The sequence below is a fragment of the Parabacteroides sp. AF19-14 genome, from assembly GCF_003635485.1.
In the GTDB taxonomy this organism is placed as follows: Bacteria; Bacteroidota; Bacteroidia; order Bacteroidales; family Tannerellaceae; genus Parabacteroides; species Parabacteroides distasonis.
Genome location: NZ_QTMJ01000004.1, coordinates 162663 through 184817, shown reverse-complemented (window position 1 = coordinate 184817; position 22155 = coordinate 162663). Strand labels below are relative to the sequence as shown.

22 protein-coding genes are annotated in these 22155 nt (G+C 45.4%); 10 read left to right on the top strand and 12 right to left on the bottom strand.

Annotation, left to right across the window (positions count from 1 at the left end; translation table 11 throughout):
• Window positions 1-147: 147 nt before the first annotated feature.
• The 10 genes from DWX33_RS05745 to DWX33_RS05700 form a co-directional block, all read right to left on the bottom strand.
• Window positions 148-1752 carry an MFS transporter gene (locus DWX33_RS05745; RefSeq protein ID WP_048928236.1) on the bottom strand — a complete coding sequence of 535 codons (1605 nt, stop codon included), beginning with the start codon at window positions 1750-1752 and terminating at the stop codon, window positions 148-150.
• Window positions 1749-2819 (bottom strand): HlyD family secretion protein, encoded by a 1071-nt coding sequence (locus DWX33_RS05740; protein WP_122380005.1) that lies wholly within the window; start codon window positions 2817-2819, stop codon window positions 1749-1751. The genes DWX33_RS05745 and DWX33_RS05740 overlap by 4 nt, the downstream gene beginning before the upstream one ends.
• Before the next feature lie 15 nt (window positions 2820-2834).
• Window positions 2835-4154: a TolC family protein gene (locus DWX33_RS05735; protein WP_008772398.1), complete on the bottom strand. Its 1320-nt coding sequence runs from the start codon at window positions 4152-4154 to the stop codon at window positions 2835-2837.
• Window positions 4135-4575, bottom strand: coding sequence for a MarR family winged helix-turn-helix transcriptional regulator (locus DWX33_RS05730; RefSeq protein WP_122380004.1), 441 nt, complete (start codon window positions 4573-4575; stop codon window positions 4135-4137). The genes DWX33_RS05735 and DWX33_RS05730 overlap by 20 nt, the downstream gene beginning before the upstream one ends.
• A gap of 324 nt (window positions 4576-4899) precedes the next feature.
• Complete coding sequence (locus DWX33_RS05725) at window positions 4900-5403, bottom strand: flavodoxin (protein ID WP_005857641.1); 504 nt, start codon at window positions 5401-5403, stop codon at window positions 4900-4902.
• 33 nt (window positions 5404-5436) lie between these two features.
• A complete protein-coding gene (locus tag DWX33_RS05720; protein ID WP_005862955.1) occupies window positions 5437-7470 on the bottom strand; it encodes a thiamine pyrophosphate-dependent enzyme in 2034 nt (677 codons plus the stop codon).
• Between the two features lie 23 nt (window positions 7471-7493).
• Entirely contained in the window at window positions 7494-8828 is a 1335-nt protein-coding gene (locus DWX33_RS05715; protein ID WP_005862953.1) for a dihydrolipoamide acetyltransferase family protein, read from the bottom strand.
• Between the two features lie 104 nt (window positions 8829-8932).
• On the bottom strand, window positions 8933-9676 hold the full coding sequence (locus DWX33_RS05710) for a lipoate--protein ligase family protein (protein WP_122268214.1): 744 nt from the start codon (window positions 9674-9676) through the stop codon (window positions 8933-8935).
• Between the two features lie 28 nt (window positions 9677-9704).
• Entirely contained in the window at window positions 9705-11054 is a 1350-nt protein-coding gene (gene lpdA / locus DWX33_RS05705) for a dihydrolipoyl dehydrogenase (RefSeq protein ID WP_122297278.1), read from the bottom strand.
• Window positions 11055-11068: 14 nt separating this feature from the next.
• The gene (locus tag DWX33_RS05700; RefSeq protein WP_036615787.1) at window positions 11069-11671 is read right to left on the bottom strand and encodes a nitroreductase family protein; all 603 of its coding nucleotides are present in this window, start codon (window positions 11669-11671) and stop codon (window positions 11069-11071) included.
• Between the two features lie 234 nt (window positions 11672-11905).
• On the opposite strand from DWX33_RS05700, the gene rpmB reads away from it, so the two are divergent.
• From rpmB to DWX33_RS05650, 10 genes are all read left to right on the top strand, one after another.
• Complete coding sequence (gene rpmB, locus DWX33_RS05695) at window positions 11906-12145, top strand: 50S ribosomal protein L28 (RefSeq protein WP_005857630.1); 240 nt, start codon at window positions 11906-11908, stop codon at window positions 12143-12145.
• Window positions 12146-12164: 19 nt separating this feature from the next.
• A complete protein-coding gene (rpmG, locus tag DWX33_RS05690; protein ID WP_005857628.1) occupies window positions 12165-12353 on the top strand; it encodes a 50S ribosomal protein L33 in 189 nt (62 codons plus the stop codon).
• A gap of 16 nt (window positions 12354-12369) precedes the next feature.
• Window positions 12370-12522 (top strand): DUF4295 domain-containing protein, encoded by a 153-nt coding sequence (locus DWX33_RS05685; protein WP_005638125.1) that lies wholly within the window; start codon window positions 12370-12372, stop codon window positions 12520-12522.
• 219 nt (window positions 12523-12741) lie between these two features.
• Complete coding sequence (gene dnaN / locus DWX33_RS05680) at window positions 12742-13866, top strand: DNA polymerase III subunit beta (protein ID WP_005857626.1); 1125 nt, start codon at window positions 12742-12744, stop codon at window positions 13864-13866.
• A 10-nt stretch (window positions 13867-13876) separates the two neighbouring features.
• A complete protein-coding gene (locus DWX33_RS05675; protein ID WP_005857624.1) occupies window positions 13877-14647 on the top strand; it encodes a 3'-5' exonuclease in 771 nt (256 codons plus the stop codon).
• 4 nt (window positions 14648-14651) lie between these two features.
• Complete coding sequence (locus tag DWX33_RS05670) at window positions 14652-15803, top strand: iron-containing alcohol dehydrogenase (protein WP_057326452.1); 1152 nt, start codon at window positions 14652-14654, stop codon at window positions 15801-15803.
• A gap of 49 nt (window positions 15804-15852) precedes the next feature.
• Window positions 15853-17058 (top strand): bifunctional phosphopantothenoylcysteine decarboxylase/phosphopantothenate--cysteine ligase CoaBC, encoded by a 1206-nt coding sequence (coaBC, locus tag DWX33_RS05665; protein ID WP_122380003.1) that lies wholly within the window; start codon window positions 15853-15855, stop codon window positions 17056-17058.
• Window positions 17055-17966 (top strand): DUF4835 family protein, encoded by a 912-nt coding sequence (locus DWX33_RS05660; protein WP_008772391.1) that lies wholly within the window; start codon window positions 17055-17057, stop codon window positions 17964-17966. Before coaBC ends, DWX33_RS05660 begins: the two co-directional genes overlap by 4 nt.
• A gap of 7 nt (window positions 17967-17973) precedes the next feature.
• Window positions 17974-19638, top strand: a complete 1665-nt coding sequence (recN, locus tag DWX33_RS05655) for a DNA repair protein RecN (RefSeq protein ID WP_005862919.1) — start codon at window positions 17974-17976, stop codon at window positions 19636-19638.
• A 75-nt stretch (window positions 19639-19713) separates the two neighbouring features.
• Window positions 19714-20346, top strand: a complete 633-nt coding sequence (locus tag DWX33_RS05650) for a hypothetical protein (RefSeq protein ID WP_036615756.1) — start codon at window positions 19714-19716, stop codon at window positions 20344-20346.
• On the opposite strand, the gene DWX33_RS05645 is transcribed toward DWX33_RS05650, so the two are convergent.
• Together DWX33_RS05645 and DWX33_RS05640 are read right to left on the bottom strand one after the other, a co-directional pair.
• Window positions 20343-21122 (bottom strand): LytTR family DNA-binding domain-containing protein, encoded by a 780-nt coding sequence (locus tag DWX33_RS05645; RefSeq protein WP_199713274.1) that lies wholly within the window; start codon window positions 21120-21122, stop codon window positions 20343-20345. The two genes, DWX33_RS05650 and DWX33_RS05645, sit on opposite strands and share 4 nt — an antisense overlap.
• Window positions 21115-22155, bottom strand: coding sequence for a sensor histidine kinase (locus tag DWX33_RS05640; protein ID WP_122380001.1), 1041 nt, complete (start codon window positions 22153-22155; stop codon window positions 21115-21117). The genes DWX33_RS05645 and DWX33_RS05640 overlap by 8 nt, the downstream gene beginning before the upstream one ends.

Here is a 22155-nt window from a genome sequence, read left to right as displayed (position 1 = left end):
ATTGTTATTTTGTGCGTATTCCTGATCCTGATCATTCTCAAGATCCGCCTATTCCTATACAAAACGAATGCCAAAATGTTTCGGATAAACTATAAATGACAAAAAGGCAGATGCCGGCTGATAGATTTGCAGCCGGGCATAGTTTGATCAAACCATATCATCTCCTGTCTTGGCGAATGTAACACGGATGGTTTTATGGAATGGGATAAAACGGGATACGATCGCTATGAATAAGGAGATGGCTAATAAATACCCCAGTACCTCTTTTAACGCCAATAATAAGCTTTGTTGCTGTAACGTATTATAGAGTGTATTGGTAGCCATTTGCGCTGCCTCGTCGTAGGGATGCCCTTGGGTCAAGGCGTTGCCAAGCGCCTGATTATAACGTGAGGCGGCTAGAGGATCGGCCAGCGTAACGGTTTCTGATAAGGAATACATATATTTTTGTTCCAAGCGATATAGTATATTACTGTAAAAAGAAGTCGCCATGATAGGGGATAGTACCGAACGGAAAATGATGAGAAAGAAAGCGTTTGACAATAAATATTTAGGATTTAAATCTTCCACGGCAAATAAGGCAAAAGCTATGATAAGAATCATCATGCCCAATCCCCTGAGGAATATAGGAAAGTAGAGCATCTCGTATCTGCTATCCGGTGAGATCCCGAAATAAAGGCTCCCGAAGAACAGGACGAAACAACTCATTCCTCCCGCTATCAAGAAACGAAACCGCCAACGTTGCCACCGGAACCACCAAAAACAGATGAACGCCCCCAAGACATATCCCGGAAGCAAATAAGTATAAAGGGAATAGGTATGGGTACTGTCTACCTTTAAGATACTGGTCAGGTAGCTGGTCAACAAGGTAGTCGAAGTACTGAAAAACATGACAAGCATCATATAGAAATAACCGATAATGGCTTTCGGCTGGTATAAAGGCGCCAGATTCACGTACGGACGTTCCGAATGATATTGATACCAAATAAATAAAGCGATCAATATCGGGGCGATCATGATATAAAGGCAAATCTTGGGGGATGCCATCCAGTCGAGTACTTTCCCGTAATTAATGACATACATAAGCATTAACAATCCGGTGGATATGATGAACATTTCCCGGATGTGTAGATCGGCCAAGGGGATGGACTTGATCGGCCGGTTATGGCGGAAGCAGATGATTACCACTACTATGGCCAATAAAATCATTAGCATCATGAAGTAATACATATATTTCCAGTCGTAATGGTAGGCTAACTGTGCGGTAACAAGCATGGACGCTTGTCCCCCTCCGAAAACAAAAGGATAGAAGTAGGAGTAGAATTGGCTACGTATATTTTTAGGGCTGAATATCTTTTGTGCGTACCGGATAAACCACAGCATGAGAAACCCTTTCAGGAAACCGATCGCGAAACTACAGACGATCAATATGTCGGCGTTCTGGGAGCGGGCACAGATCCAGCTTAAGAAGAACTGGGCGACTAAATTCGCTAACAATAAGAATTTTATAGAGAAGGCTTCTAATATCTTCGGAATAATCGGATAGGATACCGCCATTCCCGCCGCTGCCGCGTAATATCCCATGGTTATATCCTCGGTGTTCGTGCCTAGCGTGTTTGATACCTCCAGCATACTGCCGGTGTACGAACCGTTTAGCATCGTAACCGGAAGGATAACGATGAAGATGCAAATCAATCCTAACCAGTCCGGCACCCATTGGCGGATCGGTGCCCCAAGCTCTTTCATCGTGATCATTTGCGTAAGGCTTCTGTTTCAACCATCATGCCTGCTCTTAAGTATTGCGTATCTTCTTGCGATAGATTTTCCAAGTCTATCCGTACCGGGATACGTTGTTGTACCTTGACGAAGTTTCCGGCGGAATTGTCGGTCGGGACCAATGAGTATTTGGAGCCTGTGGCGTCGGAGATTGCGGTTACCTCCCCGTTGAATATCTTTCCCGGCAACGCGTCTACCTTGATACGTACTTTTTGCCCGATATAGATGTGGGGGATCTGGGTCTCCTTGTAATTGGCCGTGATCCATTTGTCTTTATCTCGTACGAGGTAGGATATCGTTTGTCCGGCTTGCACGTATTGTCCGGGCTCTAAGGTCCGTCTGCCTACATGACCGTCGTAAGGGGCGGTTATAACGGTATAGGAAAGGTTTAACCTCGCTAAATCCAGATCCGCTTCTTTTCGTAAGATCGCCGCCTCGGCTCCTGTTGTCTTCTTGCTGGTTTCGGTGAATTGGGAGAAAGCGGCTTTCTTTTGTTCCACCAACGCCTGATATCGGGCTTGCGCCGCCTCGAAAGCGGCTTTGGATTGCTCGTATTGTTGCTCGGGGACCGATTCTTCTTTCAGCAGCCGCTCAAATCGGTGATAATCCTGTTCCAGTTGCCAAAGCTTGGCTTTAGCTTCGGCGATGTTGGCGTCTTGTACGGCGATGTTCGTATGGGAGGTCTCGATACCGGAACGAAGTACGTCTTGTGATCCTTGGGCATCGATCAACGCGGCCTCTGCCTCTTTTACCTTGATCCGATATTCCCGATCGTCCAGTATGAGAAGTGTGTCCCCTTGGTGAACGTACTGGTGTTCCTTGAAACGGACCTCTTTTATGTAGCCGGAGGCACGTATATTTAGTGGGGCGATATATTGGTCCACAAAGGCATCGTTTGTCACCTCATAATTGATGTAACGCCAGAAATAATTGGCTGTCCACCAAATGCCGGAACCGGCTAAAAGGATACATATGGAGTTTAATACTATATTCCGTGTCCTTACTTTCTTTAGTCTATGATGTTTCTCTTTTAATTCGTTTGCCATAGTCGTTGTTTCTTTTTAGAGACGGCCGCAAGCCTTCTGTAGTTGATAGTAAGTGTAAATCACGTGGGTACGGGCATTCGTGAGCTGTAGCTCCGCGTTGAGGAGAACCGAGTTCGCGTCGAGTAAGTCGGTTAGGATCGCCAATTGGTTTAAATACCGGTTTTGCATGATCCTGTAGTTCTCTTGAGCTTGCCGTACGGATAACTTCAAGGCTTCCACTTCTTGTAGGGCCTCCTTATGACGTAAGAACGCGGTGCGTACTTCCATGCGGATTTTCTGCTTTTTCTGTTCCTCCTCGTTTTTATGTAACGAGACCATCCATTTGCTTTCCTTTATTTTATGGTTGTTTTTATATAAAGAGGATAAAGGGTAGGAGAGCGACAGTCCTATGTTCCAGTTGTTATTGTACATATCCGCTAATGTTCGGGAGACTGGACGTGCCAATGTGTTCGACGCATATAGCGATAGGCTGGGTAGCGAGGAGGCTTTAGTCAAACGTATATCATTTTGGGCTAACTCTGTTTGTTTCCGGAGTAGACGTATCGCCGGATCATTGGAATAGGCTTGGGCTACATAATCTTCGTAAGTTTCTAAAGATACGGTTTGGTCCAGTAACGTGGTATCTGGTTTGAGCAATAGATTTTCATCGAGACCGATCAGGATATCCAATTGCTGTGATACCAGTATGAGGCTATTATCCGTTTCTTGCAAGGATAGGCGGTCGTTGGTTAATTGCATCTCGCTTCTTAATACGTCGTTATTGGTTATCAGTCCCTCTTTTTTCATACGCCGGATATCTTGCAGGCGGCGTTCCGATTCCTCGATATTACGGGAAAGCACCTCACGTTGTTTAAACAGGCTGAAAAGACCGATGTATTGATTTAATAGACCGAGCTTGATCTCACTCTGGTCTGTGAGCGTTTGTAAAGAGGCGACTTCTTTCTCCAGATCCGCTTTCCGGATGGAATACCGGATTTTACCGCCTTGGTATATCGGTTGGGTAAGGTCGATGGCATAGTTCTGGGACCAATCGGGCGCTTCCGGGCGAGTCGGATGGGCGAGTCCTTGCTCAAAGAGGATCGGTTGCCCTACATATCCACCTTTCAAGCCGATTTGCAGGTCTGGCAATTGTGCGGAACGTGCCGTATGGGTTCTCTCTTGCGCTATCGATTCTTTTAAGACGTCTGCTTGGATCTGCAGACTATGCCGTACGCCTCTCTCGAAAAGCTGGTCGATGGTCAAGAAGAGCGAATCGGTTTGGGCGATTGCCGGAAATGTAGCGACCGTCATACAAAAGAGGCTCAATACGTGCTTTTTATATATTCTCAAGGACATTATGTACTGCTTTTAATTCGGATAACATGGTTTCTACGTTCTCTATTCCGATAATATGCTCCGCATGTACATAAAACTGATCAAGGATCGGGCGAATTTGCTTTTTGAATTCTTCTCCTTCCGGGGTTAGGAAAACCAGTTTGTTCCTCCGGTCCTCAGGATCTTCTTTCCGATGGACGTAGCCTTTCTTCTCTAAATTGTTCATTAGGTTTGTCAGACAAGCCTTATCCTTTGCCGTTCTCTCTGCCAAGACCTGTTGGGTGATACCTTGTTCGTGCCATAGGCAACTCAAGATTTGAAGCATCTCAAATGTTATACCGGCGTTGTTCTTTTTCAGCGTTCGTTGCATAGACCGACGAAATGCCATGCGTGTGCGGACAACTTGTAACATAAGTTCCCGGAATTCTTTACCTTCTACCATTACTTATAATTCTTTTAAACTTGCTGGGCGCGAAGATAGCGTTTTTTCTCGGATTAGTCAAATGTTTAACTAATTAGCGTCTCGCTAATAAAGTATGTTTGCCATCTAGGTGGCACAGCTTTGCCATCGGCGTGGCACGGGCTTGCCATCACTATGGCACGGGTATGCCATCAGCGTGGCACAGCTGTGCCAAGGCGATGGCAGATGTTGGCACAGTATGTGTATGAAAGACAGGTGTATAGAATGAAGGCGTAACAAACCCGTGGAGTGATTCGTTACGCTTTCTGTTTAGTTCTCGTTTACGAGTTTAAGATGCATTCTTCTTTATCCAAACGCCTCCTTCAATTGCTTCACCCATCGCTCGATTCGTTTGTCGGTTTGATCCGGTTGGTTTTCCAAATCGAGGACTAAGCCTAGTAGTTTGCCATTTTTCAAGGCTTTGGAGGCATTAAAGAAATAATCATCCGAAGAGGTCTCGCCTACTAAAGTCGCTCCACAGGAGGTGAAAGCGTCTGCCAATATGCCGACTCCATCGGCGAAATTATCCGGATAATTCGTTTGATCTCCAAGACCGAAAATAGCGACCTTCTTATTTTTAAGGTCTAAAGTGACCAGTTCCGGGATGATCTCGTCCCAATAGGTGGGAAGCTCGCCATCGAACCAAGTAGAGGTTCCTGCGATTATATGGTCGTAAGCCTCGAAATCTCTTTTCCATGCGCTTTCAATAGGGATGATATCGATCTGATCCTCCCCGAAAGCTTTTCTTATTTTATTGGCGACAAAGGTTGTTTTCTCTGTGCCCGTTCCGTAAAATAATCCTGTTTTCATTGTGATACTTTTAAAGATTTAACGAATGTGGATCTAATAAAGCAGCAGTTCTTTTGCCGCATGATAGATGGTCTCCTCGTTGGGGAGGATGGCCCGTTCCAAGACCGGATGGAAACCAACCGGAGTGAATAGGGAACCTACCCGTTGGATCGGAGCATCCAAGTACTGGAATAGTTCCGAGCCGATGATGCCGGCAATTTCCGCTCCGAAGCCAGAGAAGACCTTGTCCTCATGTACGATCAATACTTTACTGGTTTTCTTCACCGAGTTGAAGATCGCCTCTTTATCCAATGGTATCAAGGTACGAAGATCGATAACCTCCAGTTCCCAGCCTTTTTCTTTGTAAAGAAGCTCGGCTACGTTGAGGCAAAGATGGGTCGTATTGCCATAAGTGATGATTGTCAGATCTTTTCCCGGACGGCGTATGCGGGCTTTCCCAAATGGAACCTCGAAATCCTCGGGGACAAAGGTGGAGGCTTCTACTGCGTTGTAGAGCGCTTTCGGTTCCAGATAGAGCGTAAAGCCTTTAGAACGCATACTCGTCCGCAACAGTCCGGCGGCATCATCTGCGAAAGAGGGATAAACAATCCGGGCACCGGGTAATGAGGTCAATGCGCCCTCAATGGTCTGGGAATGATAAAGCCCTCCTCCGATATAGCCTCCGGAGGCTAGGCGCAAAGTGATGTTTGGGGTAAATTGCCCGTTGCTGCGCCAATACTCATGCGTACATTCCACGTATTGCTCGACGGCCGGCCAGAAGTAATCGGCGAATTCCGCGCCCTCGATCACTACATGGATCTTCGGGTCAAAGCGGCACATACCGTTCGCTGTCCCTACGATATAATCCTCGGCGATAGGGGCGTTGAAGACTCGCTCGATACCGAATTCTTGCTGCATGCCTTTGGTGATGTTGAATACGCCACCCTTTTCTTTATTGGCTACATCCTGTCCCCAGATAAACGTATCCGGGTTGTGCCGGAACTCCGCTTTCAACGTCTTGTTGATCGCCGTAACTAGCGTTTCTTTCTCTCCTTCCTCGTTTTGAACACCTTCTTTGTATTTTTGAGGTTGATAAGGTTCCGGGAGGACGTAATCCTTGACGGTAGACGGATCGGGATCGGGGGCGGCCATCGCTTTCCGATTGGCGGCTTTCAGGTCTTTAGCCGCTAGATCCGCGATCTCTTTCAATTCTTCCTCGGTGAAACGTCCGTAACGAATCAGCATGCGATGGAATTTGTATAAAGGATCGGCGGATTTTACATAGGTAAGCTCGTTCTCATCACGATACAAGGTATGTTTATCGGAGTTTGAGTGGGAGCCTATCCGTACGCAATTGGCCTGAACGATTACGGGAGTCCGGTTGGCGATCGCGTACTCTTTGGCCTCGGTCATGGCATTCATGGAATCGAACACGTCTTTTCCATTGCAATGGATAATACGTAAATTCTTGAAGCCAGAGAAGTTATCGGCAACTTTACGATTGGCCGTCTGGTCCTTTTTGGGGACAGAGATACCATATCCATTGTCTTGGAAGACAAAGATAACCGGCAGTCGCTCATTGCTGGCGCCATTGATTGCCTCATACACATAGCCTTCGGAAGCGGCCGATTCACCGTGCGAGGTAATCGCTACGCCTTTCTGTCCATAGTAAACCATCGCCCGTGCCACGCCGGCGGCATGGAGATCGTGAGTCGCCGTAGCGGAAGAAACGTTCTCGATATGCCATTCCATCTTAGAGAAGTGGTTAGACATGTGGCGGCCGCCACTGGTCAGATCGGTCGCCTTGGAGATACCGTTCAGGATGATCTCCTCGGCAGTCATTCCCGCCGAGAGAACCGTCAACATATCCCGGTAATAGGGGAAGAGAAAGTCCGTGTCCTTATCGAATACTTGTCCCATGGCGAGTTGTATCCCGTCGTGCCCGGCATACGGGGCATGATAAGACCAGCCGAGAGATTGCAATAAATAGGAGGGAGCCTTCTCATCGATCGCCCTTCCGAGTGTCATAAGGTAAAACCATTTCCTGAGAGTCTCCTTATCTGTTGTTTTTATATCATACTTTTTCATGTTGTTCTATTATATATAATGTATTAAGCGTTCCAATTCTCTAGTTCGTCGGCGATGGAACGTAAAAAGGCTCCCGCCAAAGCTCCGTCCACGATACGATGATCGTAGGAGAGTGAGAGGTACATCTTGTGACGGATAGCGATCGTATCTCCCTCGGGCGTCTCTACTACCGCAGGCTTCTTCTCGATATAACCGACGGCTAGGATCGCTACTTGAGGCTGATTGATGATCGGGGTGCCGAACAGACTCTTGAAGGTTCCGAAATTCGTAATCGTGAATGTTCCGCCTTGGATGCTATCCGGGGCGAGCTTATTCTCACGGGCTTTAGCCGCCAAGGTATCTATTTGTGAGGCGAGGCCACTTAGGTTCAACTTATCGGCATCGTGTATAACCGGGACAATTAAATTTCCGTCGTTTAAGGAAACCGCTATACCTATATTAATAGGCTTCTTTAGGATGATATTGTAACCGTCCACGGATGAATTTACTAATGGATAGGCTTTCAACGCTTTGGCGGTCGCTTCGGTAATAGCCGGCATATAAGTTAGGTTGATGCCTTCTTGCTTGAAGAATTGATCCTTCACTTTTTTACGCCAGTTAACCAGTCGGGTCACGTCTACCTCGATAACCGACGTCACATGCGGAGATACTTTTTTCGATAATACCATATGGTCCGCAATGATCTTACGTACACGATCCATTTCTCTCACCTCGTCTCCTTGAGCGAGTGGAGCGGATGGGGTGGCCGCTGTCATAGGCATGGAAGGAGCGGTCGGCGGCGCTACCGTAATTGTTGGCGTGCTCGTAGCCGTTTGCTGCATGGAAGAAACAGGAGCCTGTTTCGGCTTCGGCATTTCCGTACCTTTATTTTTGTGATCGATATACGTTTGAATATCTTTCTTACTGAGACGTCCCAGATATCCGGTACCCGGAATATGATCCAGTTCATCTTGCGATACACCGGCAGCTTTCGCTAATTGCAATACGACGGGAGAATACCAACGATCTTCCTCTTGGGAATTCTTTGATAATTCCTCTGGGACGGGAGCGGGGACTTGTTCTTTCGGTTGAGTAGCCTCCGAGGTTTCCGGCTGAACTCCGTTATCCTCTCCTTCACCTTCGATCTCAAGGATCGCTACGACTGTACCGACCGCTACGGTGTCTCCCTCATTAAAAAGAAGTTGTTTTACTTTTCCCTCAACGGGGGATGGAATCTCAGCGCTTACTTTCGCTGTGCTTACTTCGAAAAGGACATCATCTTCCTCTACGGTATCACCTACCTTTACCGACCATGAGATGATGGTTCCTTCTGTAATACTTTCGCCCAACTTAGGCATCTTTATCTCAAATGTAGCCATATTTTGATTTTTTAATTACTGTTATATAGTGGGGAGACGGGGCGTGCCCCGTCTCTACAAACGGTATATAATAAGAACAAAGATCAAGAAGGTAAGTTTCTGTATTATAGTGTATAAGTGTTAAAGTTCCAGCTGGCTGTAGCATATTTCTGCTCTTTAAGCCGATAGATGGCTTCCAAGTCTGCTTGCGTGAAGGAATAATCCTGTATGCCGGGATTATTGATCGTGAAATAGTAAAGAAGCGCTTTCTTAAAATGCTGGATGGAGATAGAAGCCGGAAGATGGGCGCTGATATTCGTGACCGGACTCCGTACAGATTTAACGAATGTCGATCGTTTACCTCCTGTTTTCTTTGGTGTTTGATGGGATGTACTTTTCAAGGAGGTGACGAGCCTATCCAGATCGGTGGAAAACAATAAGGTAGCATGGTGCATATACCGATTCTTATGGATACTCTGTGCGCTACCCGATATTTTAAATCCTCCGATAGTTAATCCTTTCCGTTCATCCACCTCGACATGTACTCCCAATGTCTTGAGAAAATTCATGATCTGGATGGTATATTTGTCGGTCTGCATAATCTGGCCGGTCTCTATAAATGTAAGATTCAGGTTTCCCGGATCATGGTAAACGGCACCACCACCGGAAAACCTGCGTGCTATCTTGATTTGTTGGTCTTGTACGAATTTGAGATTTACCTCGGCCCATACATCCTGATGCTTACCGATCACGATTGATGGTTCATTCTGCCAAAGCATGAAAATATTCTCTTTGAAATTCTTGAGCAGATACTCTTCGGCGGCCAAATTGAAGTATGGATCCGTTTGTGTATTGTGAATGCAAAGCATCAGGAAACTGTTTTAGTTAGGCGTTTTATTAGATATATAAACTTTCGTGGAGGATCTCACTGACTGTCGGATGCGGGAAAATATTTTTCTTAAATTCATCGATTGTATAACCATTCTCGACAGCGATTCCGGCGGTGACGATAATCTCGGATGCCGGATTCCCTAGTAGATGGCAACCGATGATACGATCCTCGTCGTCCGTGATCAGTTTACATAAACCATTACTATTCTCGTTCTCTGCGACGAAACGTCCGGAATAGGTCATCGGGATCTTTTGAACACGAAAACTTTCCCCGTTCGCTACCAATTCCTCTTCTGTCTTACCCACGCTCGCCAATTCCGGATTCGTATAAACTACCGCCGGAATGGCTTTATAGCTCATCTCGTCCGGTATGCCTAGGATATGGTGTATGGCAACTTCCGCTTCCCGGTAAGCCGTATGTGCCAGCAGGGAAAAACCGGTAATATCTCCAGCCGCATATACATGTGGATGGGAAGTCAGCATATGTTCGTTCACCTTTACGCCGGCCCCTTGTATTTCGATCGCTAGATTTTCTAGTCCCAGACTCTTTGTAATCGGACGGCGGCCCACGCTCACCAATATTTTATCGGCTTCAATCGTGTCTGCCTTGCCGTTTTTCTCAACAAAGACTTTCTCTGCCGATACCTCTGAAACTTTGGTATTCAAGAAAAACTCTACGCCTTTTTTCTTATACTCGGATCGAAGCATCGCTGAGGTTTCTTTATCCATATTCCCTAATATCTCGGGTAGCATCTCGATTACCTTCACCTTTACGCCCATACTGTTAAAGAATGAGGCGAACTCCATTCCGATCACGCCACCACCGATAATCGCTAACGATTTTGGCAAATCGTTGAGATCAAGGGCTTCCCGGGAAGTCCAATACTTGACCTCTGATAACCCTTTGATAGGAGGGATCACGGTTTCAGAGCCTGTGCATACTAACACATTCTTCACTAAATACTCTTTTCCATCGCAGTGAATCCGTATATTTCCAAACTCCTCTCCGGTGATTCGTGCCTCTCCTTCTACGATGGTGACGCCGTTACCCGTAAGCCGGGCTTTTACCCCGAGCGTAAGTTTACGGACGGTCTTGTTCTTCCGGTCGATAATCTTTGCCAAGTCGAAACTTGGGTCTTTCATCGCCACTATACCATATTTGGAGGCACTTTTGATACTGTCTAGTATCTTGGCGGAGTATAAAAGAGTTTTTGTCGGGATACATCCCTCGTTTAGGCAGACGCCACCGATAGCGTTCTTCTCGAAAAGGATCGTTTTTAATCCATTCTCCGAAGCCCTTTCGGCGGCGGTGTAACCCGCAGGTCCACCGCCTATGATTGCTATGTCATATTCCATATACATTATTATAATTATTTGAATACTAAAATTCGTTCCTCTAATGGAGCGAATTGTTTTTCTCCCGGTTCCTGGGTAGAGGTTCCGAACGGCATCTCGGCGATCAGTTTCCAGTTCGGATTGATATGCCATTGTTTAGCGACCGCCTCGTCGATCAACGGGTTGTAATGTTGCAAAGAAGCGCCGAAGCCGGCGTCTTCCAGCATAGTCCATACCGCGAATTGATGCATAGCCGATGTCTGTTGGGACCATACCGGGAAATTCTCTTTATAAGAAGGAAATTGCTTCTGTAAGCCTTCTACTACCGCTGTATCCTCGAAAAAGAGGACCGTGCCATAGCCAGCCTCGAAAGAATTATCTATCTTTGCCTCGGTAGCCTTATAGGCTTCGGCGGGGACGATTTTACGAAGCGTGTCTTTTACGATTTCCCAAAGCTTCTTGTGGCTTTCACCCAGTAGCAGTACGATTCTCGTAGACTGCGAATTGAATGCGGAGGGAACGTGAGTGACCGCTGTCTTAATAATCTCATGAATCTCGTTGTCGGAAATGGGAGAGTTGTTACCTATTCCATAATGTGTCCGGCGATGCTGGATCGCTTCTTTAAAACTTCTTGCCATAATGAATATCATGTTATGTTGTTATATACCTATAACTAATTTAAGACATGATTTGTTGAGGAAAAAATATTTGAGAATTCTTGCGGATAAATCAAAATAATTCTTACCTTTGCACCCTGTAAAGATAAGACTCTATTAGAATCTTCGTTTTTGTTCATGATGCTAGTTCAGAAAGGGAAGACACATAGCAGGAGTTGACTTAAATTTCGTATAATTTAAAAGAACAGATTAGAAATGTCTAAAATTTGTCAAATTACTGGAAAGAGAGCAATGGTTGGAAACAACGTTTCTCACTCAAAGAGAAGAACGAAGCGTAAGTTCAATGTCAACCTGTTTACGAAGAAGTTCTACTGGGTAGAGCAGGATTGCTGGGTTAGCTTGAATATATCTGCGGCTGGCTTACGTACAATCAATAAGTTAGGTTTGGATGCGGCTATCAAGATGGCGGCTGAAAAAGGTTATTTGAACGCATAATTTGTGGAGGATATAGAAAATGGCAAAAAAAGCAAAAGGAAATAGAGTACAGGTAATCCTTGAGTGTACAGAGCACAAGGAAAGTGGAATGCCGGGTATGTCTCGCTATATCACTACGAAGAATAGAAAGAATACTACTCAGAGATTGGAATTGATGAAATACAATCCGGTTTTGAAGAAGATGACGTTACACAAAGAAATTAAGTAATAGGAGATTTTAAACGATGGCAAAAAAAGCAGTTGCAACATTTAAGAAAGGTGACGGTCGTACTTATTCCAAAGTGATTAAAATGGTTAAGTCTCCGAAAACAGGTGCATACATCTTCCAAGAAGAAATGATCCCTAACGAAGCAGTAAAAGATTATTTCGCTAAATAATTAAGTAGCGAATAATAAAGAATATAAGAGGCTTCTCTCCGATAAAGCGGAGGGAAGCTTTTTTTGTACCCTAAACTTTTGAAAGTATAGTTGGTTACAAATAAAATATTTTCTTAATTTTGTTGGGTTAATTTGTAGAGATGGGGCATGCCGTGTCTCTTCCCATCCAAATGGTAGTTTGTGTGAAATAATAATATAACAAGATAAAATATTAAAGCTATGAGATTCGATGTATCCAGCACTGCGCTATTATCACGTTTACAGTCTATAAGCAAGGTTATCGCTTCCAAGAACTCTTTACCGATTCTGGACAGCTTCCTTTTTAACCTAGAAGGAAATACGCTTACGGTGACAGCTTCCGATGCCGAGACCCGGTTGGTGACTTCCGTAGACGTCATGAATGCCCAAGGTGCCGGACTCTTTGCGGTTTCCGCCAAGATACTGCTCGATCCGCTGAAAGAGCTTCCCGAACAACCGCTTACTTTTGATATCAATGATGAGAATTTGGAGATTTTCATTCATTTCCAGAATGGTAAGTATAATTTTATCGGTCAGAAAGGGGACACATATCCGCAGCAGAAGCCGTTGAATGATAACGCTATCTCTATCTCGATGGATGCCCAGATGCTGTTAAACGGCATCAGTCGTTCCTTGTTCGCCACGGCCGATGATGAGCTTCGCCCTGTAATGAATGGTGTCTATTTCGATATCCATACGGATGATTTGACGTTCGTGGCATCAGACGGACATAAATTGGTTCGCTTGCGTAACTTGGCGGTGAAATCCCCGGAACGGGCTTCTTTCATTTTGCCGAAGAAGCCGGCTAATTTATTGAAGAATTTGTTGGCGAAGGAGTCGGAGCAAGTATTGATTAAGTTTGATGATAACAATGCGTATATTACTTGCACGAACTTCGAGATGGTTTGTCGTTTGATCGAGGGGCGTTACCCGAACTATAATAGTGTGATTCCTCAAGAAAACCCGTTTAAGGTAACGATCGATCGTATCTCTTTCTTGAATGCTTTAAAGCGTGTTTCTGTCTTTTCTAATCCGGCGAGCAGCTTGGTGAAGTTGCACTTGAAGGATAGCTTGATTACGGTTTCCGCCCAAGATATCGATTTCTCCACTTCTGCGGAAGAGCGTATTGTTTGTCAGTTTGACGGGACGGAGTTAAGCATCGGTTTTAAGGCTACATATCTGATCGAGATCCTTGGAAATATCAGCTCGGAAGAGGTTGTATTAGAATTAGCGGACCCTTCACGTGCCGGCTTGATCGTTCCTTCTGAGAATGATGAGGACGAGGACTTGCTCATGTTGCTGATGCCGATGATGTTGAATGACTAATAAATAAATAATGCAGTTAAACTTAAGGAACCCGCTGGTCTTTTTTGATTTAGAGACCACGGGTATAAATATCGTAAAGGACCGTATCGTAGAGATTTCCTACGTGAAGGTCTTCCCTAATGGGAAAGAAGAAACGAAGACACGCCGGATAAATCCCGGTATGCCTATTCCCCCCGAATCTACCGCTATTCATGGTATAACCGATGAAGATGTAAAAGATTGTCCGACCTTTAAGGAGATCGCTAAATCTTTGGCAACCCAGATCGAGGGTTGTGATTTGGCCGGATATAATTCCAACCGTTTTGATATACCCATGCTTGCCGAGGAGTTCCTGCGTGCGGGTGTGGATATTGATTTGAACCGGCGCAAATTTATCGATGTACAGACGATTTTCCATAAGATGGAGCAACGTACGTTATCTGCTGCTTATAAATTCTATTGTAATAAAAGCTTGGAGAACGCTCATACGGCTGAGGCTGATACGTTGGCTACGTATGAGGTGTTGAAAGCGCAGCTGGATCGCTATCCGGATTTGAAGAATGACGTAGCTTTCCTTTCCCAATATTCCTGCTACTCGAATAATGTGGATTTCGCCGGACGTATGGTTTACAACGATAAAGGCGAGGAGGTTATTAACTTCGGTAAGTATAAAGGCCGTTTGGTAACGGAGATCTTGAAGTCGGATCCGGGTTATTATTCTTGGATCATGAATGGCGATTTCCCGTTGAATACGAAGAAAATGTTGACAGAGATCCGTTTGAGAGACTTTAATTCAAAATAAGGCGATGAATAATTTTGAGTTTTGCAATCCTGTAAAGGTTGTGTTCGGCAAAGGAAGTATTGCCCGTTTGTCTGCGTTAATTCCAGAAGGAAGTAAGGTTCTGGTGGTATACGGTGGCGGTAGCATTAAGAAAAATGGCATTTATGAGCAGGTGACGGCAGCTTTGAAAGACTTCTATACCTATGAGTTTGGTGGTATTGAGGCGAATCCCCGTTATGAGACTTGTATGAAGGCTGTTGAGTTGGTGAAGGGGGAGAATATCGATTTCTTGCTGGCGGTAGGCGGCGGATCAGTGATCGACGCTACGAAATTTATCGCTTCGGCTACGTTTTTCGAGGGAGATCCTTGGGATATCTTGTCGAAAGGTGGCGTGATAAAGAAAGCGCTTCCTTTAGGAGTAGTGCTGACTTTGGCCGCTACCGGTTCGGAAATGAATGAACGGGCGGTAATTTCCCGGGAATCTGTCCATGAGAAATTGAATTTCATGTCTCCGTTGGTGTTCCCTAAGTTCGCTATCTTAGATCCGCAGGTAACTTATTCTTTACCAGAGCGACAGGTGGCTAACGGTGTCGTTGACTCGTTTATCCATGTGGTCGAGCAATACCTGACTTATCCGGTGAACGCTAAGGTTCAAGATTATTTTGCCGAAGGATTGATGAAGACAATCGTGGAAGAAGGCCGCAAGGTCTTGCAAAACCCGAATGATTATGATATTCGTGCTAATTTGATGTGGGCGGCTACGAATGCCTTGAACTGTTGGATCGGCCAAGGAGTACCCCAAGACTGGTCCTCACACCGTATGGGATATGCATTGACGGCGCAGTTTGGCTTGGATCATGCCCAGACTTTGGCGGTTATCTTGCCGGGTGTCATGACCTATATGCGTAAGGAGAAAGCGGCGAAACTGATCCGGATGGGAGAGGTCGTATTTGGTATTACCGAAGGATCTGCCGATGAAAAGGCGCAAAAGTCAATAGAGGCTACGGAAGATTTTTTCCATTTCATGGGATTAAAGACCCGTCTTTCCGACTATGGGATCAAGGAGTCCGACTTGGATGCTTTGGTGGAACCTATCGATCGAATGGGATGGAAACTTGGCGAATATGGCAATATAAACTCAAAAGTAGCCAAAGAGATTCTTTTGTTGAGGTTGTAGAGACGCAACGTGCTACGTCTCTACTGGCAAAGATAAATTGATTCGATATATGACATTGAAAGATAAACATATTATATTAGGAATTACGGGGAGTATAGCCGCATACAAAGCCGCTTATATCATCCGGGGATTGGTGAAAAAAGGAGCCGAGGTACAAGTGGTTATCACGCCGGCGGGAAAAGAGTTTATCACTCCGCTTACGTTATCGACGTTGAGTAGCCACCCTGTAATCAGCGAGTTTTTTTCCAATAGGGATGGTACATGGAATAGCCATGTGGATCTGGGGCTTTGGGCGGATGCCATGTTGATTGCTCCGGCTACCGCTTCCACGATCGGTAAGATGGCGAACGGAATCGCCGATAATATGCTAATAACTACTTATCTTTCTTGCAAATCCCCTGTATTCGTGGCTCCGGCCATGGATTTGGATATGTTCGCTCATCCGAGTACCCAACAGAATCTGGAGCGCTTGCGTTCATTCGGTAACCGGATTATCGAACCTGCCGAGGGGGAATTGGCGAGCCATTTGGTTGGTAAAGGCCGGATGGAAGAACCCGATAAGATTATCGAGGTTTTGGAAGACTTCTTTTTCGTTCAAAAAGATCTTGAAAAAAAAAAGATCTTAATAACAGCAGGTCCGACATATGAAAAGATAGATCCCGTACGTTTTATAGGTAATTACTCTTCCGGTAAGATGGGGTTCGCTTTAGCGGAAGCTTGTGCGGAGAGAGGGGCGGAGGTGACTTTGGTCGCTGGTCCAGTCTCTTTAAAAACACATCATCCGGCTATTAAACGAATCGATGTTGAGTCTGCCGGGGAAATGTACCAAGCGGCGATGACCGCATTCCCGAGTAGCGATGCTGCCATATTATGTGCCGCTGTCGCCGATTACCGTCCGGAGAATGCTTCCGAGCAGAAGATCAAACGGGAAACAGAGGGAGAGATGACGCTTCATTTGGTTCCGAACCCGGATATCGCCGCCTCTTTGGGTGCGATCAAGCGGGAAGGACAGGTCATGGTGGGGTTCGCCCTGGAGACGAATGACGAGGCCACTCATGCCGAAGGTAAACTGAAGCGGAAGAATCTCGATTTCATCGTCTTGAATTCTTTACGAGACCAAGGTGCCGGTTTCCGTTGCGATACCAATAAGATCACGATTATCGACAATGCCGGAGGAGTAACGAGCTATCCGCTCAAAACGAAGCGGGAGGTAGCCTCTGATATCGTAAATAAGTTGGTAACATTATTGAAATGAGAAAAGTAAGAAGACTGTTTTATCTATTCATGCTTTGCGCCGCTCCTTTTTGTGGGAAGGCGCAAGAGTTGAACGCCCGTATCACGGTAAACGGAGACAAGATCGCGACCGCTAACAAGCAAATCTTCACGACCTTGCAGAACTCCTTGACTGAGTTCGTGAATAACCGGAAATGGACGGATGCCACGTTTGCTGTCAATGAGAAGATCGATTGTACGATGACGATTATCGTGAATGAATTGGATGAGACGAACTTCAAGAGCGAGATCCAGATACAAGCCCGCCGTCCGGTCTATAATTCCAGTTATACGACCACTCTTTTGAATTTCCGGGACCAACAGTTGGATTTTGAATATACGGAGGGAGAGCCATTGGACTATAACTCAAATACGCTGACCAGCAATCTTACGGCCACTATCGTGTTTTACGTCTATGTGATCTTGGGGCTTGATTTCGATAGTTTCGCCCCGAAAGGTGGAACTACCTATATACAGCAGGCCCAACAAATCGTGAACATGGCCCAGTCCGAGATGTCGTGGACGGGCTGGAAAGCTTTTGATAGCAACCAGAACCGCCATGCCGTAGCGACGGCTTTGCAAGATAACGCATCCGACGCTTTCCGGGAAATGTGGTACACGTATCACCGGAAAGGACTCGATGAAATGGCGGCAAATCCGGATCGCGGACGTACGACGATCATCGGTGCGCTTCCCGCCTTGCAGGAAGTAAAGAAAGCCCGGCCTACTTCTGTGCTTCTACAAATGTTCGCCGACGCTAAATTAGATGAGATTATCGCGATTTATTCGAAAGCGACCACACAAGAGCGGCAAGAGGGCTATAAGATGCTGTTCGAGATCTATCCGGCACAATCCACTCGCTTGGAAGAGCTTCAAAAACCAGTAAGGTAAAATAGTTATGTTGAAATCCTTATTTATACAGAACTTTGTCTTGATAGACAATTTGGATATCCGCTTTGATAAAGGCTTCTCGGTGATAACGGGTGAGACCGGAGCGGGAAAATCTATTATATTAGGAGCCTTGTCATTGGTGCTGGGACAACGTGCGGATGGCAAGAGTATAAAGAAAGGTTCGGATAAATGTGTGATCGAGGCCGTATTTGATGTCTCAAAATATCAGTTGGAGCCTTTCTTCCTAAGTAACGACCTTGAGTACGACGCGGATAGCTGTATCTTGCGTCGGGAGCTTTATGCCTCCGGCAAATCCCGTGCCTTCGTCAATGATTCTCCGGTTTCCCTTACGATCTTAAAAGAGTTGGGAAGCCGCTTGATCGATATCCATTCGCAGCATCAGAACCTATTGTTGGGCGATAACCGTTTCCAGCTGAAAGTGATCGATGTAATGGCCGAAAATGAGATCTTGCTCATTCTTTATAAGAAGGAATTTACCCGTTATCAGGCGTTGCGAAGGGAACTGAAAGATTTGAGGGACAAAGCGGCTCAAAGCAAGCAGGAGGAAGACTATATCCGTTTTCAATTGGAACAATTGGACGAAGCCAACCTTCAACCGGATGAGCAGGATGAGTTGGAGCAAGAGCAAGAAACTCTCTCGCATGCGGAGGAGATCAAAAGTTCTTTATATAAGGTAACCGAACTCTTGGACGGCGAGGAGCAAGGAGCCATCCAAATACTCAAGGAAGCCCTTTCCACCGTGGATTCCTTAGAAAGATATTTCCCGAAAGCCAAGGAGATCTCCGAGCGAATCCGCTCGGCTTATATCGACTTGAATGATCTGGCTTCCGAGACAGACGTTTTAAAGGAAGATGTAGAGTTCAACCCGGAACGATTGGAATGGGTGAATGAACGCTTGAATACCCTTTATACGCTCCAGCAAAAACACCGTGTCTCCACCGTGAATGAATTGATCGCTATACGGGATCAATACCAAGAGCAATTGCGTGCGATCGATTCTTTCGATGAGCAAATCGGTTTGTTAGAAAGTCAATTGGATGCCTCGTATAAAGAGTTGCTTCAACAGGCCTCAGTGCTTAGCGAGCAGCGTAAAGTCGCTTCCACGGCGATGGCCTCGCAATTGGTCAAGATGATTATTCCGTTGGGGATGCCGAATACCCGTTTCCGTGTGGACATCCTTCCTCGCAAAGAGCCGGAGAGCGATGGAATGGACGATATCCGATTTATGTTCTCCGCCAATAAGAGCGCGGAATTGCAGCCGGTAGCCCAAACCGCTTCCGGAGGTGAGATCTCCCGGTTGATGCTCTGCATTAAGGCTATGATTGCCGGGTTCACCGCTTTACCTACTATTATCTTTGATGAGGTAGATACGGGGGTATCGGGTGATATCGCCGATAAAATGGGGGATATCATGCAAGAACTCGGAACAAAGATGCAAGTTTTCGCTATCACTCACTTGCCTCAGATAGCGGCGAAGGGGCAAGCTCATTATTTTGTTTATAAGAAGGATACCAAAGACCGTACGCTGACCCGTATCAAGCAATTAGAGGGGGAGGAACGTGTGAACGAGGTGGCCCGTATGTTGAGCGGAGCCTCGTTAACAGAGGCTTCTCTTGCCAATGCGAAAGATTTGTTGGGTATCAAGGATTAAACCTTTCTGAAGTAGGGCAGTCTTAGATAAAAGAACAAACGATTCGCTTTATTATTAACTTAAAATTGAAAAGACATGAAACGATTCAGCTTACTATGTGTGTTGGCTATATTGTGCAGTTTACCCGCTTACAGCCAGTTTTGGATCAGTTTTGGGTGGAATGAACCGCATTGTCAAAATTGTCTTTGGATGGAGCAAGCGATGCATTTGCCCGCTCGCCAAGCAGCGGAATACCATAAGATCATCCATAAGTACGGACAGAAAATAGAGAAGGAGGCCCGCCGTGACTATCGGTATTGGGACCGGGCAGCTCGTCGTATTTACGATTTGCGCATGGAAAGGGATCGTAAGATCCAACGTATATTGACTCCAGCCCAGTTCAATCTATATGTCCGTTTTGTAAGGGAGCATCCGCAACGTATCCATGATTATCGGGGATGGTATGCGAATCCGAGATATCCGGATCGCCGCCCGTCCCATGACTGCCGTCGATATGAGGATAACTATTGGAATTACCGCTGGAGTACCATTCACCATGACAATCATTGGAGAGACGACCGGCATGACTCAGATAGACATTGGGATCGTGACAATCATCGTCATGACTATCGGAAACCAGCGAAACCGGATAAGCCCAAACCTAAAAAGAATAAGAAGGATCGGGACGATAGAAAAGAACGGTATTATAGCAATGGGCGAAAGGTCTAATAATTCAACCATAGCTTGAAAGAGGCCCATTTTTCTTTGCTGACCAATATTTTCTCTTTATGTTCCGGCTTTATGTGGACAATGACCTTATTCTGAAAATAGGGCTCTATTTTCACGATGGATTCGATATTTATGATCGTCTGCCGGTTCGTCCGGAAAAATTTATCGGGATCTAATTGTTCCATGAGTTTATCCAGCGGGAAATCGATTATGTACTCCTTGTTTTGGCGTGTGACAGCGAAGGTGATCTTGTTTAATGAATAAAAGTAGGCGATATCCTCCACCTGTAAAGTGATCAGTTTCTCGTTGCCGGAAATAAGGAAACGGGTCCTGTATTTCTTGCCGGGATACGTGAGGGAATGGAGTACTTCCAATAAATCATTTTGCTCTAAGAGCTTCTGGTTGTACTTAGACGTGACATGCTCGAATTTTTGGATGGCTTCCTCCAATCTCTCTTGTCGTATCGGTTTGAGTAGATAATCAATACTGTTTACCGTAAAGGCCCGGACTGCATATTCATCGTAAGCGGTCGTAAAGATAATGAGACTTGTAGGACAAGCCTGTTCTATAAATAAAAAAGAATTTCCATCCGACAACTGGATATCCAGAAAAACGATATCCGGATGCGGATGGGAAACGAACCAAGCCACGGATGATTCGATGCTTCCGGGTATCTTGATGATATCCCATTGCGGGCGTAATTTCTTTATCATACCTTCCAGTAACCGGGCGGCCGGTTTCTCATCTTCGATAATGGCTACTTGAATATTATTCATAAATAAGTGGGATTGATACGGTGAATTGGTGATCATTTTTACGGATTTGGATATCCTGCTTACATAGTAATTGATAACGCTCCGACAAATTCTTTAATCCTTTACCGGATGCGTTTGAGACTTTTTTAGGTCGTAATGTATTGCTGACGCATAGATATCGACCGTTCTTTTCAGTATATACTCGTATGGTCATCGGGTTAAAATCGTCGATATAATTATGTTTCACGACATTCTCGGCTAGCAGTTGCAGTGTCAGTGGGGGCAATTGAAGGTCAATGACGTTGTCGGGAAGATCGCGTTCCAACGACAAACAATCTCCCAGCCGGACTTGATGGAGGAATATATAGGAATCCAGAAAATCAAGCTCCTCTTTTAAAGAGACGATCTGGCACTGTTGCTGGCGGAGCACGTAACGGTATACCTCGGATAGATGCTGCGTAAACTTGACCGCCGTAGATGGATCATACTCTATCTCCGCTATCAATGTATTCAAGCTATTAAACAGGAAATGAGGATTTAGCTGGCTTTGGAGAGCGGTATATTTAGCTTGTATAGATTCTGCTTCCAATCTTTGTTTCTCCTTATATAAATTCAATGTATAACGCATCGAATAATTAATCAAGAGAAGGCTGAAAATGATCATCTCCACGAACCAGACGGCTATTACTAAACCGGCCCCTTTTGCCCGGATCACGAAAGGATCGCCAATGCTTGTGATCCATTTCAACGAGATAAACAGGGTACAATTCATAAGTAGCAATAGGATCGCTACCAGCAGATAATGCCATAACATTCGGCTCTTATCGATATAATACAATGGGTAATTGGTAGCCATCCAATTACTGCTGACTAGTAAACTGAAACCGAACAGGTTGAATACCGCTATCGTGATGGATAAAGCGATCAATGAGATTTTTATATCGGGGATGCGCTCTTGTAGCTCCGTATGATATAACAGCAAGAAATAGGAAAAGACCCCTAATGCCGAAAACAAAAGGATACATGCCGATTTCCCGTATGATATTTCTTTCAT

Excerpts from the sequence above, each read along its gene's own strand:
- DWX33_RS05745 (WP_048928236.1), bottom strand. The coding sequence starts at position 1,752 with ATGATCACGATGAAAGAGCTTGGGGCACCGATCCGCCAATGGGTGCCG.
- DWX33_RS05740 (WP_122380005.1), bottom strand. The coding sequence starts at position 2,819 with ATGGCAAACGAATTAAAAGAGAAACATCATAGACTAAAGAAAGTAAGG.
- DWX33_RS05735 (WP_008772398.1), bottom strand. The coding sequence starts at position 4,154 with ATGTCCTTGAGAATATATAAAAAGCACGTATTGAGCCTCTTTTGTATG.
- DWX33_RS05730 (WP_122380004.1), bottom strand. The coding sequence starts at position 4,575 with ATGGTAGAAGGTAAAGAATTCCGGGAACTTATGTTACAAGTTGTCCGC.
- DWX33_RS05725 (WP_005857641.1), bottom strand. The coding sequence starts at position 5,403 with ATGAAAACAGGATTATTTTACGGAACGGGCACAGAGAAAACAACCTTT.
- DWX33_RS05720 (WP_005862955.1), bottom strand. The coding sequence starts at position 7,470 with ATGAAAAAGTATGATATAAAAACAACAGATAAGGAGACTCTCAGGAAA.
- DWX33_RS05715 (WP_005862953.1), bottom strand. The coding sequence starts at position 8,828 with ATGGCTACATTTGAGATAAAGATGCCTAAGTTGGGCGAAAGTATTACA.
- DWX33_RS05710 (WP_122268214.1), bottom strand. The coding sequence starts at position 9,676 with ATGCTTTGCATTCACAATACACAAACGGATCCATACTTCAATTTGGCC.
- lpdA (WP_122297278.1), bottom strand. The coding sequence starts at position 11,054 with ATGGAATATGACATAGCAATCATAGGCGGTGGACCTGCGGGTTACACC.
- DWX33_RS05700 (WP_036615787.1), bottom strand. The coding sequence starts at position 11,671 with ATGGCAAGAAGTTTTAAAGAAGCGATCCAGCATCGCCGGACACATTAT.
- rpmB (WP_005857630.1), top strand. The coding sequence starts at position 11,906 with ATGTCTAAAATTTGTCAAATTACTGGAAAGAGAGCAATGGTTGGAAAC.
- rpmG (WP_005857628.1), top strand. The coding sequence starts at position 12,165 with ATGGCAAAAAAAGCAAAAGGAAATAGAGTACAGGTAATCCTTGAGTGT.
- DWX33_RS05685 (WP_005638125.1), top strand. The coding sequence starts at position 12,370 with ATGGCAAAAAAAGCAGTTGCAACATTTAAGAAAGGTGACGGTCGTACT.
- dnaN (WP_005857626.1), top strand. The coding sequence starts at position 12,742 with ATGAGATTCGATGTATCCAGCACTGCGCTATTATCACGTTTACAGTCT.
- DWX33_RS05675 (WP_005857624.1), top strand. The coding sequence starts at position 13,877 with ATGCAGTTAAACTTAAGGAACCCGCTGGTCTTTTTTGATTTAGAGACC.
- DWX33_RS05670 (WP_057326452.1), top strand. The coding sequence starts at position 14,652 with ATGAATAATTTTGAGTTTTGCAATCCTGTAAAGGTTGTGTTCGGCAAA.
- coaBC (WP_122380003.1), top strand. The coding sequence starts at position 15,853 with ATGACATTGAAAGATAAACATATTATATTAGGAATTACGGGGAGTATA.
- DWX33_RS05660 (WP_008772391.1), top strand. The coding sequence starts at position 17,055 with ATGAGAAAAGTAAGAAGACTGTTTTATCTATTCATGCTTTGCGCCGCT.
- recN (WP_005862919.1), top strand. The coding sequence starts at position 17,974 with ATGTTGAAATCCTTATTTATACAGAACTTTGTCTTGATAGACAATTTG.
- DWX33_RS05650 (WP_036615756.1), top strand. The coding sequence starts at position 19,714 with ATGAAACGATTCAGCTTACTATGTGTGTTGGCTATATTGTGCAGTTTA.
- DWX33_RS05645 (WP_199713274.1), bottom strand. The coding sequence starts at position 21,122 with ATGAATAATATTCAAGTAGCCATTATCGAAGATGAGAAACCGGCCGCC.
- DWX33_RS05640 (WP_122380001.1), bottom strand. The coding sequence starts at position 22,155 with ATGAAAGAAATATCATACGGGAAATCGGCATGTATCCTTTTGTTTTCG.